The organism is Geodermatophilus sp. URMC 62 (assembly GCF_052931475.1).
The window spans coordinates 1238127-1252503 of sequence record NZ_JBRFHY010000001.1; the positions used below are offsets into that span (position 1 = coordinate 1238127).

General features: G+C 74.6%; 10 protein-coding genes. 5 read left to right on the forward strand and 5 right to left on the reverse strand.

Going from position 1 to position 14377, the window contains the following annotated elements; genetic code table 11:
* Positions 1–7 precede the first annotated feature (7 nt).
* Complete coding sequence (hrpA, locus tag ACU616_RS05930) at positions 8–3979, reverse strand: ATP-dependent RNA helicase HrpA (RefSeq protein WP_446757550.1); 3972 nt, start codon at positions 3977–3979, stop codon at positions 8–10.
* Between the two features lie 246 nt (positions 3980–4225).
* Between hrpA and ACU616_RS05935 the strand changes: the two genes are divergently transcribed.
* Together ACU616_RS05935 and ACU616_RS05940 are read left to right on the forward strand one after the other, a co-directional pair.
* Positions 4226–4747 (forward strand): MarR family winged helix-turn-helix transcriptional regulator, encoded by a 522-nt coding sequence (locus ACU616_RS05935; RefSeq protein ID WP_446757551.1) that lies wholly within the window; start codon positions 4226–4228, stop codon positions 4745–4747.
* Complete coding sequence (locus ACU616_RS05940) at positions 4744–6651, forward strand: MDR family MFS transporter (RefSeq protein ID WP_446757552.1); 1908 nt, start codon at positions 4744–4746, stop codon at positions 6649–6651. The genes ACU616_RS05935 and ACU616_RS05940 overlap by 4 nt, the downstream gene beginning before the upstream one ends.
* A 93-nt stretch (positions 6652–6744) precedes the next feature.
* Here ACU616_RS05940 and ACU616_RS05945 read toward each other — a convergent pair whose 3' ends face one another.
* Positions 6745–7914 carry a zinc-dependent alcohol dehydrogenase gene (locus ACU616_RS05945; protein WP_446757553.1) on the reverse strand — a complete coding sequence of 390 codons (1170 nt, stop codon included), beginning with the start codon at positions 7912–7914 and terminating at the stop codon, positions 6745–6747.
* Positions 7911–8381 (reverse strand): hypothetical protein, encoded by a 471-nt coding sequence (locus ACU616_RS05950; protein WP_446757554.1) that lies wholly within the window; start codon positions 8379–8381, stop codon positions 7911–7913. The genes ACU616_RS05945 and ACU616_RS05950 overlap by 4 nt, the downstream gene beginning before the upstream one ends.
* Positions 8382–8566: 185 nt before the next feature.
* On the opposite strand from ACU616_RS05950, the gene ACU616_RS05955 reads away from it, so the two are divergent.
* Entirely contained in the window at positions 8567–10360 is a 1794-nt protein-coding gene (locus tag ACU616_RS05955; protein WP_446757555.1) for an acyl-CoA dehydrogenase, read from the forward strand.
* Between the two features lie 145 nt (positions 10361–10505).
* On the opposite strand, the gene ACU616_RS05960 is transcribed toward ACU616_RS05955, so the two are convergent.
* On the reverse strand, positions 10506–10670 hold the full coding sequence (locus ACU616_RS05960; RefSeq protein ID WP_446757556.1) for a hypothetical protein: 165 nt from the start codon (positions 10668–10670) through the stop codon (positions 10506–10508).
* A 234-nt stretch (positions 10671–10904) separates the two neighbouring features.
* On the opposite strand from ACU616_RS05960, the gene ACU616_RS05965 reads away from it, so the two are divergent.
* Both ACU616_RS05965 and ACU616_RS05970 read left to right on the forward strand, forming a co-directional pair.
* Complete coding sequence (locus tag ACU616_RS05965; protein WP_446757557.1) at positions 10905–12383, forward strand: MFS transporter; 1479 nt, start codon at positions 10905–10907, stop codon at positions 12381–12383.
* 101 nt (positions 12384–12484) lie between these two features.
* Complete coding sequence (locus ACU616_RS05970) at positions 12485–13531, forward strand: YihY/virulence factor BrkB family protein (protein WP_446757558.1); 1047 nt, start codon at positions 12485–12487, stop codon at positions 13529–13531.
* Between the two features lie 54 nt (positions 13532–13585).
* Here the strand turns inward: ACU616_RS05970 and ACU616_RS05975 are convergent, their stop codons facing one another.
* Positions 13586–14293, reverse strand: a complete 708-nt coding sequence (locus ACU616_RS05975) for a hemerythrin domain-containing protein (protein ID WP_446757559.1) — start codon at positions 14291–14293, stop codon at positions 13586–13588.
* Between the last annotated feature and the right edge of the window lie 84 nt (positions 14294–14377).

Below are 14377 nucleotides of genomic sequence, written 5' to 3' on the forward strand. Positions count from 1 at the left end.
GCTCCCCTCAGGGCGTCAGCGCGTCGATCGCCTTGTAGACCCGCTGCTCCGACACCGGCCGCGGGGTGCCGACGACCTGCGCGAACAGGCTGACCCGCAGCTCCTCGACCATCCACCGGACGCGGGTGACCGGGTCGTCCGGGGCCCCGGTGGAGGGCACCTGCCGGCGCAGCTGCTCGTACTCGGCGGTCACCGCGGCCACCTGCTGCGTCCACAGCTCGTCGCGGACGGCGTTGACCGGCAGCTTCTCCAGCCGGTGCGCCATCCCCTGCAGGTAGCGCACCAGGTCCGGCAGCCGCCGGCGGCCGGCGTCGGCCACGAAGCCGCGGTGCAGCAGCCCGCCCATCTGTCGGCGCAGGTCGGCGATCGCCGCCTCGGGCACCCGGCGGCCCGGCGCGGCACCGATGGCGACGGCGACCTCGCGGGCCTGGGTGAGCACCGCCTCGACCCGGCGCACGGCGTCCTGCGTCAGCGGCAGCAGCTGGTGCTTCGCCGTCGTCACCAGCGCGGCGAAGCCGGCCTCGTCGCGCGGCGGTCCGCCGGCGGCGGCCAGCAGCTCGTCGGCGGCGGCGTCCACGCAGTCGTCGACCAGCGCGGGGATCTCGCCGTCGGGGTTGAACTGCAGCGCGAGCCGGGTCCTCGGCGACAGGCCCTTGACCACCTGCCGCGCCGGTGAGCCGGCGACCAGCACCAGCAGGCGCCGCGCCCCGCGCCAGGTCAGCCGGGTCGCCTCGAGCTCGGTCGACACCACCCGGACGCCGACCGTCGCGCCCTCGTCGACCAGCGCCGGGTACGCGGTGACCACGTGCCCGCCGCGGCGGACCTCGACGGTGCGCGGCAGCTCGCCGATCGTCCAGGCGGTCAGCCCGGTGCGCTCGACGTCGGACGCGGCCGCGGCCAGGCTGGCCCGGGCCTGCGGCGCCACCGCGGCACGCAGCGCGGCCAGCTCCTTGCCCTGGGCCAGGGTGCGGTTGCGCTCGTCGACCACGCGGAAGGTGGCCCGCAGGTGGTCGGGCACCTGCGCCGGCGCCCAGGCGTCCGGCGGGACGACGACACCGGCCGACCGGCGCAGCTCCCGCTCCAGCGCCGGGAGCAGCGGCTCGGCCGGGTCGATGCGCGGCAGCACCTCCCGGACCCGGTCGGGGATCGGCACCAGCGCGCGCCGCAGCTGCTTGGGCAGCGTCCGCAGCAGCGCCGTCACCAGCTCCTCCCGCAGGCCGGGCACGGTGAAGGCCAGCGACTCCCCCGACGTCCGCTCGGCGACGGTGTCGAGGACGGCCAGCGGGACGTCGACGGTGACGCCGTCCTGCGGCGTGCCCGGCGCGAACGCGTAGGACAGCGGGAGGGTCAGCCCTTGGGTGAGCGGCACCTCGTCGGGGAAGTCCTCGACGCGCACCTGCCCCGCAGCGGCCGCGTTGGTCAGCACCTCCGGGGTGAGGGTGAGCAGGTCGGGGGTCTCCCGTCGCGCCTGCTTCCACCACCGGTCGAAGTGCCGGGTGGAGACGACGTCGGCCGGGATGCGGGCGTCGTAGAGCTCGAAGACGGTCTCGTCGTCGACCCGGATGCCGCGGCGGCGGGCCCGCTCCTCCAGCTCGGCCACCCGCTGCAGGGCCCGCTGGTTGTCGGCCCAGAAGCGGTGGTGCGTCCACTCGCCCTGCACGAGGGCGTGCCGGATGAACAGCTCGCGGGACACCACCGGGTCGATCGAGCCGTACTGCACGCGCCGGCCGACGACGAGCGGGATGCCGTGCAGGGTGACCCGCTCGGTGGCGACGACGGAGCCGCGCTTGGCGTCCCACCGGGGCTCGGAGTACTCGCGCTGGACCAGGTGCCCGGCGAGCCGCTCGACCTCCTCGGGGTCGATCCGGGCGACCGTGCGCGCGAACAGCCGGCTGGTCTCCACCAGCTCGGCGGCCACCACCCAGCGCGGCGGCTTCCTGGCCAGCGGCGTGCCGGGGGCGATGACGAACCGGGCGCCGCGGGCGCCGAGGTACTCCCGGCCACCACGCCGCCGGTCGCCGTCCCGCTTCTTCGTGTCCTCCAGCTGGAGGCCGACCTGGGAGAGCAGGCCGGACAGCAGCGCGGTGGTGATGCCGCGCTCGTCGGGCTCGGCGGCCGGGGAGCCGGGGGTCATGCCGAGGCGGCGGGCGGTGCCGCGCAGCTGGCCGTGCAGGTCCTGCCACTCGCGGATGCGCAGGTAGTGCAGGAACTCCCGCTTGATCGTGCGGCGGAACGCGCTGCCCGACAGCGCCTCCTGCTGCTCGGTGAGGTACCGCCACAGGTTGAGCAGGGTGAGGAAGTCCGAGTGCTCGTCGGCGAAGCGGGCGTGCGCCTGGTCGGCGGCCTGCTGGTGTTCGGCGGGCCGCTCGCGGGGGTCCTGGATGGTCAGCCCCGCGGCGATCACCAGCACCTCCTCCAGCACACCGCGCCGGTCGGCCTCGACCACCATGCGGCCCAGCCGGGGGTCGAGCGGGAGCTGGGCCAGCGCACGCCCGGTGTCGGTGAGCCGGCCGCGGTCGTCGAAGGCCCCGAGCTCCTCGAGCAGCGCGCGGCCGTCGGCGACGGCACGCCGGTCCGGGGGGTCGACGAACGGGAAGTCCTCGACCGCACCGAGGTCGAGCGCGGCCATCTGCAGCAGCACCGAGGCCAGGCTGGTGCGCAGGATCTCCGGGTCGGTGTACTCCGGCCGGCCGTCGAAGTCCTCCTCGGTGTACAGCCGGATCGCGATGCCCTCGGCGACGCGGCCGCAGCGGCCGGAGCGCTGCCGCGCCGAGGCCTGGCTGATCGGCTCGATGGGCAGTCGCTGCACCTTGGTGCGCGCGCTGTACCGGGAGACGCGGGCGGTGCCGGGGTCGACGACGTAGCGGATGCCCGGCACGGTCAGCGACGTCTCGGCCACGTTGGTGGCCAGCACGACGCGCCGTCCGGTGTGCGGCTGGAACACCCGGTGCTGGTCGGCGGCCGACAGCCGCGAGTAGAGCGGCAGCACCTCGACGCCGGGGAACCGCTCGGTGAGGACGTCGGCGGTGTCGCGGATCTCGCGCTCGCCGGCGAGGAAGACCAGCACGTCGCCGGGCCCCTCGGCGGCCAGCTCCTCGACGGCGTCGCCGATCGCGGTGACCTGGTCGCGGTCGGGGTCGGCGTCCGGGTCGTCGGGGTCCACCACGGGGCGGTAGCGGACCTCGACCGGGTACGTGCGGCCACTGACCTCGACGACGGGCACGTCGGCGCCGTCCGCGGAGCCCTGCCCGCCGTCGCCGGGTCCTGCGAAGTGCTTGGCGATCCGGTCGACGTCGATGGTGGCCGAGGTGATGACGACCTTGAGGTCGGGGCGGCGGGGCAGCAGCTGGGCGAGGTAGCCCAGCAGGAAGTCGATGGTGAGGCTCCGCTCGTGCGCCTCGTCGACGATGATGGTGTCGTACTGGCGCAGCAGCCGGTCGCGGGCGATCTCCGCCAGCAGGACGCCGTCGGTCATCAGCTTGACCAGCGTGCCGTCGCCGACCTGGTCGGTGAACCGGACCTTCCAGCCCACCGCCCCGCCGAGGGGGGTGTCGAGCTCCTCGGCGATGCGCTCGGCCACCGTGCGCGCGGCGATCCGCCGCGGCTGGGTGTGCCCGATCCGCCCGCGCACGCCACGGCCGAGCTCCAGGGCGATCTTGGGCAGCTGGGTGGTCTTGCCCGAGCCGGTCTCGCCGGCGACGACGACCACCTGGTGCGCGCGGAGGGCGGCGGCGATGTCGTCGCGGCGCGCGCTGACCGGCAGCGCCTCGGGGTAGGTGACCGCGGGGACGGCGGCGCGGCGGCGGGCGATCCGCTCCTCGGCGGCGGCGACGTCGGCGGCGATCTTCCCGAGCGCCCGCTCGCGCGCGGCCTCGTCACGGGTCCGGCGCAGCGCCTCCAGCCGGCGGCCGAGCCGGTGCTCGTCGTCGAGGGTGAGCCCGGCCAGCCGCGCGCGCAGGTCGTCGGGCGGGGTGCTCACGCAGGTCTCCTCATCGTGGTGGCGGGCCGGTGCGGGGGCGCCCCGGTGGTGCGCACGCGGCGGCGGGGAGGCCGCAGACCTCGCGCGTGACCCGTCCACGGACGGGTACCGCCTCTCAGGATCCCACCCGCCCTGGGGGACAGGACGTGCTCCGCCCCGCTTGCATGCGCCGTACAACTGGTTGCTTGTCCCTGACAACGGGTTGTACGGTGCACGTGTTCCCGCCACCTCGTCTCCGGAGGTCCCGTGCCCTCCTCCCCCGCAGCGCCCGGGTCGACGACGCTCCCCGACGACCGGCTCGCCGAGCTGCGCTCCCTGGGCGAGCAGCTCCCCCGCTTCATCCGGGTGGTCCACGCGCTCAAGGCGCAGGCCACCGAGGGACGCGACCGCGCCGCGCTGGTGCTGCTCTTCCCACTGGTCCGGCACGGGCCGCTGCGGCAGGGTGCCCTGGCCGAGCTGGTGCACGCCGATCCGTCCACCGTCAGCCGCCACGTCGCGGTCCTCATCGAGCACGGGCTGGTGCAGCGCGTCGCCGACCCGACCGACGGCCGGGCCAGCCTCCTCGTCGTCACCGAGGCCGGACGGGACGCCCTGGAGCAGCTCCGCACCGAGCGCGAGGCCCACCTGGCCCGGGTGACGGCCGCGTGGTCCGCTGCGGACCTGCGCGCCCTCACCTCCCTGTTCGGCCGCCTCGTCGACGACCTCGCCGGGTCCCTGCCCACCGAGTCCGCCGCGCCGACCGCCCCGTCCCCGAGAGAGAGCTCATGACCCAGACCACCCGCACCAGCGCGGCCGAGCGCCAGGACGCCCGCGCGGCGGCCGCCGCCCCCGGGGACGACGGCGCCTTCACCCACCGGCAGATCCTCACGATCATCGCCGGCCTGATGGTCGCGATGTTCCTGGCGGCCCTCGACCAGACCGTCGTCGCCACGGCCATCCGCACCATCGCCGACGACCTGGACGGCTACGACCTCCAGGCGTGGGCGACGACGGCGTTCCTCATCACCTCGACGATCTCCACGCCGCTCTACGGCAAGCTCTCCGACATCTACGGCCGGCGGCCCTTCTACCTGTTCGCCATCGCCGTCTTCGTCCTCGGCTCGGTGCTCTGCGGCATCGCGAGCTCGATGTACGAGCTGGCCGCCTTCCGGGCGGTCCAGGGCATCGGCGCCGGCGGGCTCATGTCGCTGGCCCTGGCGATCATCGGCGACATCGTGCCGCCGCGGGAGCGCTCCCGGTACCAGGGCTACTTCATGGCCGTCTTCGGCACCTCGAGCGTCCTGGGCCCGGTCATCGGCGGGTTCTTCGCCGGCCAGACGTCCCTGCTGGCCCTCGACGGCTGGCGCTGGATCTTCTTCATCAACGTGCCGCTCGGCATCGTCGCCTTCGCCGCCGTCTTCCGGGTGCTCCACCTGCCGCACGAGCGCCGGGACCACCGCATCGACTGGCCCGGCGCCCTGGCGCTGATCACCTTCATCGTGCCGCTGCTGATCGTGGCCGAGCAGGGCCGCATCTGGGGCTGGACGTCGACCCGCGCCCTGGTCTGCTACGCCGTCGGCGCGGTCGGCCTCGTGCTCTTCCTGCTGGCCGAGCGGGCCTACGGCCGTGAGGCGCTGCTCCCGCTGCGGCTGTTCGGCAACCGCAGCTTCAGCATCGCCACCGCCGGCAGCGTGGTGGTGGGCGCGGCCATGTTCGGCGGCCTGCTGCTGCTGCCGCAGTACCTGCAGATCGTGCACGGGTCCAGCGCCACCGTCGCCGGCCTGCAGATGATCCCGCTGGTCCTCGGCATCATGATCGGCGCGATGAGCTCCGGCGTCGCGATCTCCAAAACCGGCAAGTACAAGGTCTTCCCGCTGGCCGGCACCGTGCTGATGGCTGCGGCCCTGGTGTCGCTGTCCTTCGTCGTCGGTGCCGAGACGTCGATCTGGACGCTGGTGCCGTTCATGATCATGCTCGGCATCGGGCTGGGCTTCAACTTCCAGCCGGCCGTCCTCGCCGTGCAGAACGCCGTCCCGCCGAGCGAGATGGGGGTGGCCACCTCGTCGGTCACCTTCTTCCGCCAGATGGGCGCCACGGTCGGCACCGCCGCGTTCCTCTCCGTGCTGTTCAGCCGGCTGCCGGTGGAGATCGAGTCGGCGCTGACCTCGGCCGCGGCCAGCGACCCGCGGGTGGGTCAGGCGCTGCAGAGCGGTCAGTTGCAGGGTGGCAGCGGCGACCTGTCGGACACGTCGTTCATCCAGGGCCTGCCGTCGTTCCTCGCGCTGCCGTTCAAGACCGGGTTCGCGAACGCGATCGACCTGGTCTTCCTCATCGCCGCGTGCGCGGCGGCGATCGGGTTCCTCGTGTTCCTGTTCCTGCCGCAGCTGGCGCTGAGCAACAAGTCGGGCATCCAGGCCCGCCAGGCGGCCGCCCAGACCGCCGGCGAGCCGGAGGCCGACGCCGCCGGTGAGCAGGCGGCCCAGGCGGCGGGCGCCGCGGCCCCCACCTCCACCTCGCCGCCGGCCGGCCGGCCGGGAGACGCCGTCGCGGACGGCGGCGCACCGGAGGGCGAGGATGCCGCCCACCGCCGGCAGCAGGCCGGCCGGCACGAGGCGGGCGGCCACGTGCCCACCGGCCTGGCCTCCGTCCCCGCCGACCACCTGGGGGACGGCGCCGGCCGACCGCGCGACTGAGCACCCACCCACGACGCAGGCCCCTCCCCGCACCCGCGGGGAGGGGCCTGCGTCGTCCTCGGCGGTGCACCGTGTCGGCCACCGGCCGGTGGGTCAGGGCGTGAAGACGGCCCGGACGCAGCCGTCCTCCTTGTCCTTGAACATGCGGTAGCCGCGCGCCGCGTCCTCCAGCGGCATGACGTGCGTGGCCAGGTGCTCGGTGACCAGCTCGCCGCGGCGCATGTGCTCGAGGATGCGCGGCGTGTAGCGCTGGCCGTGCACCTGCGCGCCGCGCAGGGTGAGCCCCTTGTTCATCGCCGCACCGAGCGGGAACTTGTCCACCGGGCCGGCGAAGACGCCGAGGACGAAGACACTGCCGCCCTTGCGGCAGGCCGTGATCGCCTCGCGGACGGCGCTCGGCCGGTCGGTCTGCAGCCGCAGCTGCTGCTTGACCTGGTCGTAGAGGCCGTGGACGCCGGGGCTGTGCGCCTCCATGCCCACCGCCTCGATGCAGACGTCGGGCCCGCGGCCGCCGGTGCGCTCGCGCAGCTCGGCCATCACGTCGGTGGCCGAGTAGTCGATGACCTCGGCACCGACGTGCTGCTGCACCTGCGCCAGCCGCTCGGGGAGCCGGTCGATCACGTACACCTGCTCGGCGCCGAGCAGCATCGCCGCCCGCGCGGCCATCTGCCCGACCCCGCCGGCGCCCCAGACGGCCACCGTGTCACCGGGCTTCGTCCCGGCCATGTCCGCGCCCATCCACCCGGTGGAGACCGCGTCGGAGGCGAACAGCGCCCGCTCGTCGCTGACCTCGTCGGGGATCACGAAGCTGCCGACGTCGGCGTAGGGCACCCGGACGTACTCCGCGTGCGACCCGGCGTACCCGCCCATCGCGTGCGAGTAGCCGAAGCAGCCGCCGGGGCTCTGGCCCCACAGCCCCTCGGTGATCCCCGGGTTCGGGTTGCCGTTGTCGCACAGCGAGTACAGCTCCTGCCGGCAGTACCAGCACGAGCCGCAGGCGATGAAGGAGTTGACGACGACGCGGTCGCCGACGCGGCGGTCCCGGACGCCGGGGCCGACCTCCACGACCTCCCCCATGAACTCGTGGCCGAGCACGTCACCGACCCGCATCGCGGGGATGTAGCCGCCGAGCAGGTGCAGGTCCGAGCCGCAGGTCGTCGTCCGGCGCACCCGCAGGATCACGTCGTGGTCGTTGAGGACCTGCGGGTCCGGGACGGTCTCGACCGACACCTCGTTCACGCCGGTCCAGGTCGCGGCCCTCACAGCACACCCTCCCGCGGAGCCGCCTGTGCGGCGCCCTCCAGCGCGGCACCCTGCGGGGTGGCCGCACGCCTCCCGTGCGGCTGCGGGTCCACCCGCAGCACCTCGCCGACCTCGAGCAGCGCCTTGGCCTCGCGCAGCGCGGCGCGCAGGTCGCCGACCTCGTCCTCGGAGGGCGTGCCGCGGTACCGGGCGGCCAGCTCGGCGCCGCGGTCGCCGGGAGCCGCGGTCACGCGCACCTCGATGCGGTCGCCGAGCGCGGCCAGCGGTGGCAGGGCCGCGGCCTCGACGTCGGCCGGGTCGCGCAGCACGGTCACCGCCCGCCAGCGGCGGGCGGCGCGCTCCGGGGCGTCGGTCACCGACGCCTGGCCGACCCCGGGCAGGCGGACGTGCTGCACCCCGCGCAGCAGCGCACCACCCGCCTGCGCGGCCCACCCGGTCGCCCGGCCGAGCACCTGGTCCAGGTCCATGGGTCCTCCCTCGGGCACCCCTCCGGCGCCTCCGGTGCACGGCTACCCGGCCGGTGCGGCTGCCCAACCGGACGGCTGCCGGACCGGACGGCTGCCGGACCGGACGGCGTCGTCCGCGGGCCTATCGTGGGCCGGTCGGGCGCCGCGCCCGCGCTCCTCGCCACCGTCGTCCGTGGAGGCCCCTCGTGTCCCCCTCGCTCATCCTGTCCCGGCGCGACCTGGACTTCCTGCTCCACGAGTGGCTGGAGATCGAGACGCTGACCAAGCGGGCCCGCTTCGCCGAGCACTCGCGGGAGACCTTCGACGCGGTGATGGACCTCGCCGAGGAGATCGCCACCGAGCACTTCGCGCCGCACAACCGCACGGCCGACGAGAACGAGCCGCGGTTCGTCGACGGCCGGGTGGAGATGATCCCCGAGGTCGCGCAGGCGCTCGCGGTGTTCCGCGAGTCGGGGATCATGGCCGGCACCTTCGACGAGGAGTACGGCGGCATGCAGCTGCCGCAGACCGTCGGGCAGGCGGCCTTCGCCTGGTTCAAGGCGGCCAACGTCGGGACGTCGAGCTACCCGTTCCTGACCATGGGCAACGCGCGGCTGCTGCTCGCGCACGGCTCGCAGGAGCAGAAGGACACCTGGGTGCGGCCGATGCTCGAGGGCCGCTGGTTCGGCACGATGGCGCTCTCGGAGCCGCAGGCCGGGTCCTCGCTGGCCGACATCACCACCCGCGCCGAGCCGCAGGACGACGGCACGTACCGGCTGACCGGCAACAAGATGTGGATCTCGGCCGGCGACCACGAGCTGACCGAGAACATCGTCCACCTGGTGCTCGCCAAGATCCCCGGCGGTCCGCCCGGGGTGAAGGGCATCTCGCTGTTCATCGTGCCCAAGGTGCTGGTGCGCGGGGACGGCTCGCTCGGCGAGCGCAACGACGTCGTCCTGGCCGGGCTCAACCACAAGATGGGCTACCGCGGGACGACGAACACCCTGCTCAACTTCGGCGAGGGCGTGCACACCCCCGGCGGGCGGGCCGGCGCCGTCGGCTACCTGGTGGGCGAGCCGCACAAGGGGCTCTCCTACATGTTCCACATGATGAACGAGGCGCGGATCGGCGTCGGGATGGGCGCGACCGTGCTCGGCTACACCGGCTGGCTGCACGCGCTGGAGTACGCCCGCACCCGCACCCAGGGCCGCTCGGCGAGCAGCAAGGACCCGTCCTCGCCGATGGTGCGGCTGGTCGACCACGCCGACGTGCGCCGCATGCTGCTGGCCGCCAAGAGCTACGCCCAGGGTGGTCTGGCGCTGGGCCTGTACTGCGCGCGCCTGGTCGACGAGGAGAAGACCGCCGAGACGCAGGAGGAGCGCGAGCGGGCCCACCTGCTCCTCGACACGCTGACGCCCATCGCCAAGGCGTGGCCCTCGCAGTGGGGTCCGGTGGCCGACGACCTGGCCATCCAGGTGCACGGTGGCGCCGGCTACACCCGCGACTACCCGGTCGAGCAGTTCTACCGCGACAACCGGCTCAACCCGATCCACGAGGGCACCAACGGCATCCAGGCCCTCGACCTGCTCGGCCGCAAGGTCACCGTGCACGGCGGGGCCGGGCTGCGGCTGCTCGCCGAGACGATCGGCGCGACGACGCGGCGGGCGGCCGGCACGCCGTTCGCCGGCCTGGCCGCCGACGTCGACGCCGCGCTCGCCCGGCTGGTCGCGGTGACCGGCACGCTGTGGGGCGCCGGCGACCCGGCGCTGGCCCTGGCCAACGCCAGCGCCTACCTCGACGCCGCCGGGCACACGGTCGTCGCGTGGCTGTGGCTGGAGCAGGCGCTGGCCACCCGGGACGAGACGAGCGACTTCCACGAGGGCAAGCGCGCGGCGGCGCGGTTCTTCCAGCGCTGGGAGCTGCCGAAGGTGCACACCTGGCTGGACCTGCTGGAGTCCCTGGACCGGACGGTGCTCGACACCCCCGACGCCCACCTGTAGCCCCACCCCGACCGGCCGGCCCCCGGACACACCGGCGCCCCGCGACTCCGGACAGGAGGCGCGGGGCGCAGGAGGTCGTGTGCACGGCCCCTCGCAGGGGCCCGCGCCGAGCGGAGCGAGGCGTGGGGGGCGAGTGGGTCCTTCCTCAGGCGGCGCGGGCCCCCACGGGCTCGGCGGCCCGGGCGGGAGCCGGCGAGGCCGCAGCCCGCTGCTCGCGCTCGTAGCGCGCGGTCGTCGAGGTGCCCATCGCGATCACCAGTCCGGTCAGGACGAGGAACCCGACCAGGGCGACAGCCGGCCACAACACCATCTCGAACGTCCCCTTGCTCTCCGTCTCGCAGCCGCGGATCCGGAACCCGCCGGCATCGTCAGGGTCTCCAGTCCCCCGTCCGGCACCGTCTCAACCATCGTCGGTGCTGTTCACCTGCCGGTCGGTGACCGTTCTCACCCGCCGGGGTGGGGGCGACCTGGCCGGGCTGCCGCCGTGGGCACGTGGTGTCATCGGACCGTGCCCGCCGGTCCCGGAACCCCCCGTACCGGTGCCGTGTCCACCCCGACGCCGACGCGCCCCGCCCTGCTGGTCCTCGCCCTGTCGCTGGCCGTGACGACGCTGTCGCTGCTGCAGAGCCTCGTGGTCCCCGTCCTCGGCCCCATCGGCGAGCAGCTCGGCGTCTCCCCCGCGGCTGCCGGGTGGGTGCTGACCGCCAACCTGCTGGCCGCCGCCGTCCTCACGCCGGTGCTCGGCCGGCTCGGCGACACCCGCGGCGAGCGGCCGGTCATCCTCGGCATCCTGGCCGCCGTCGCGCTGGGCACCCTGCTGGCCATCGTCACCCGGTCGCTGCCCCTGCTGATCGTGGCCCGCGTGCTGCAGGGCTCCTCCTACGGGCTGTTCCCGCTGTCGATCAGCGTGCTGCGGCGGGAGCTGCCGCCGGAACGGCTGAGCGTGGCGATGTCCGTCGTCAGCAGCACGCTCGGTGTCGGCGGCGTCGTGGGGCTGGTGGCGGCCGGGCTGCTCACCGGCGACGGCGGCGACTACCACCGGCCCTTCTGGATCGGGCTGGGTGTGGCGCTGGTGTCGCTGGCGCTGGCCGCCGTCCTGCTGCCCCACCGCCCGGCGACGGCCACCGGCGGGGTCGACTGGGCCGGGGCCGTCGTGCTGGGCATCGGCCTGGTCCTGCTGCTCCTGCCGGTCTCCCAGGGCAACGGCTGGGGCTGGACCTCCTCCGCCACGCTCGGCTGCGCGGCCGCGGCGGTCGCCGTGCTGGGCGGCTGGGTGCTGCTGCAGCGCAGGCGCGCGCAGCCCCTGGTGCGCCCGGCGCTGCTGACCGACCCGCGGATGCTGGTGCCCAACCTCGCCGGGTTGCTGACCGGTGTCGGGCTGTTCGTCTCGTTCCTCGCCCTCATGCAGTACGTGCAGACGCCGCCCGCGGCCGGCTACGGCTTCGGCGCCGGGGTGCTCGAGGCCGCCGTCGTCTACCTCCTGCCCGGCGGCGTGGTGGGCATCCTGCTGGCGCCGGTGGCGGGCACGGTCGTGGACCGGCTCGGTCCCCTGCCGACGCTGCTCAGCGGGGCGGCCGCCGGTGTCGCCGGCTTCGCCGTGTTCGCGCTGGGCCGGTCGCAGCCCTGGCTGGTCGTGACCGCGGGGCTGCTCAGCCAGGTCTGGGTCACCGTGGTGTACGCGGCGCTGCCGACCCTGGTCGTCCGGGCGGTCCGGCGCAGCGAGACCGGGGTGGCCAACGCGGTCAACTCCATCGCGCGCTCGCTGGGCCAGGCGGTCGGCAGCACGCTCACCGTCGCGCTGCTGGGCGCCGCGCTGGACCCGGCCACCGGGTTCCCCCGAGCGTCGGCGTTCACCGGGGTGGCGGTGCTCGGCACGGCGGCCGCCGCGGGCGTCGCGCTGGTCAGCCTCGTGGGGATGGTGCAGGCCCGCCGCCGTGGCCCGGGCGACCCCGACGACCTGGCCGACGTCGAGCACGCGACGGCGCGCGCCGGCGAGTGGTCGCCGGTCTCGGGCATCCGCTGAGGTCCCGGGCGCGACGCGCCCGGTGATCACGGGGCTGCATGGAAGTGGTCCGTCCGGGGAACCGATCACCCGATCCGCACCCCCTGCACCGGAGGACGACGATGGCCCGTTCCCACGGCTCCCGCGCCGCGAGCACCGAGGCGTCGAAGCAGGCACGGTTCTCCGGCAACAGCGCCGGCGACCCCGTGCCGCACGACGACAAGATCAACTCGACCCGCTTCGACAACGCGCCGCGCGGGACCGACACCAAGCCCACCTTCTTCGGCACGGTCAAGCGGACCGTGAAGGAGTTCAGCGAGGACAACCTCACCGACTGGGCGGCCTCGCTCACCTACTACGGCGTCCTCGCGCTGTTCCCGGCGCTCATCGCGCTGACCTCGATCGTGGGCCTGCTGACGACCCCGCAGCAGCTCACCGACGCGCTGACCACCGTCGTCCCCGCGAGCGCCGCGGACACCCTGGGCCCGGTCATCGAGCAGGTCGCCGGCAGCCAGAGCACCGCCGGCCTCGGCCTGGTCATCGGTCTGGTCGGCGCGATCTGGTCGGCGTCGGGCTACGTGGGCGCCTTCACCCGCGCCTCGAACGTCGTCTACGAGACGCCCGAGGGTCGCAAGATCTGGAAGCTCAAGCCGCTGCAGCTGCTGGTCACCCTGATCGGCATCCTGTTCGCCGCCGTCATCGTGGCGATGCTGGTGCTCAGCGGCCCGGTGGTGGAGGCCATCGGCTCGGCCATCGGCCTGGGCAGCACCGCGCTGACCGTGTGGAACGTCGTCAAGTGGCCGGTGATCCTCGTGATCCTCGCGCTGATGATCGCCGTCCTCTACTACTCGACGCCGAACGTCAAGCTGCGCGGGTTCCGCTTCATCAGCCCCGGCGCCGGCGTGGCGATCCTGGTCGCGGTCGTGGCCTCGGCCGCGTTCGCGTTCTACGTCGCCAACTTCGGCAGCTACAACAAGACCTACGGCGCGCTGGCCGGCGTGGTCGTGTTCCTCATCTGGTTCTGGCTGATCAACCTGGCGCTGCTGTTCGGCATCGAGTTCGACGCCGAGAAGGAGCGCACCAAGGAGCTCCAGGAGGGCGTCCCGGGGGCCGAGAAGGAGATCCAGCTCGACGCCCGCGCCGAGCCCAAGCCCCGCAACACCAACTGAACCCAGCACGTGCCGGTGGCCCCCTCCCCGGCCCGGGAGGGGGCCACCGGCGTGTCAGCGGGCGGTCGGCGGGCCGTCGCCGCGGCGGGCCGGCGGAGTCCGCTCGACGGCGGCGGCCACCGCGGCCAGCCCGCGGCTGACCACCGTCCCGGCCGGCGCCAGCGGGCCCGGCACCCGGCGGACGACGGCGTCGACGAGGTCGCGGCTGCGGTCGAGCAGCGACAGCGGCAGGCCCGACAGGGCGTTGCCGGGCGGCCGGCGCGACACCGTGGGGTGCGGGCGGGTCGGTGCGACCCGTCGGACCAGCGCCCACTGCCGGCCCAGGCGGCGCAGCTCGGCGGGGTCGAGGCGTTCCTGCAGCCGCGGGAGCAGCAGGTCCTCCTCGTCGCGGACGTCCTCCTGCAGCACCTTGACGAGCCGGGCCAGCCGGGCGGGCCGATCCGGGTGGTCGACACCGCCCTCCTCCAGCGCGGCGACGAGCTCGTTGACCTCCTGGTGCTCGGTCTCGATGCGGCGGGTGAGCTCGTCGCCGTCGGTCAGCACCCGGCGGATGACCGGCCACAGGACGGTCTCCTCGGCGAAGGCGTGGCTGAACACCAGCCGGTCGATGCGGGTGAGCACCTCCTCCTGGGCGCGGCCGGTGCTGCCGTCGAGCTTGCGCAGGAGCCGGTCGAGCTGCTCGTGGTCGTCGCGCTGGCGCACCAGCACGCTGCCGGAGCCGCCCAGCTCCTCGTCGGTCTGGTCGGCGATCGATCGGGGCACGGGGCCCTCCTCCGGGTCGTGCGGACGGAACTCGGGGTTCCTGCCCGGATCCGTCCGCCCACATGCCCGGGCGCCGGTTGTGCC

Coding starts and splice junctions, on each gene's coding strand:
- ACU616_RS05950 (WP_446757554.1), bottom strand. CDS start 8,381: ATGGACCTGGACCAGGTGCTCGGCCGGGCGACCGGGTGGGCCGCGCAG.
- ACU616_RS05940 (WP_446757552.1), top strand. CDS start 4,744: ATGACCCAGACCACCCGCACCAGCGCGGCCGAGCGCCAGGACGCCCGC.
- ACU616_RS05960 (WP_446757556.1), bottom strand. CDS start 10,670: ATGGTGTTGTGGCCGGCTGTCGCCCTGGTCGGGTTCCTCGTCCTGACC.
- ACU616_RS05970 (WP_446757558.1), top strand. CDS start 12,485: ATGGCCCGTTCCCACGGCTCCCGCGCCGCGAGCACCGAGGCGTCGAAG.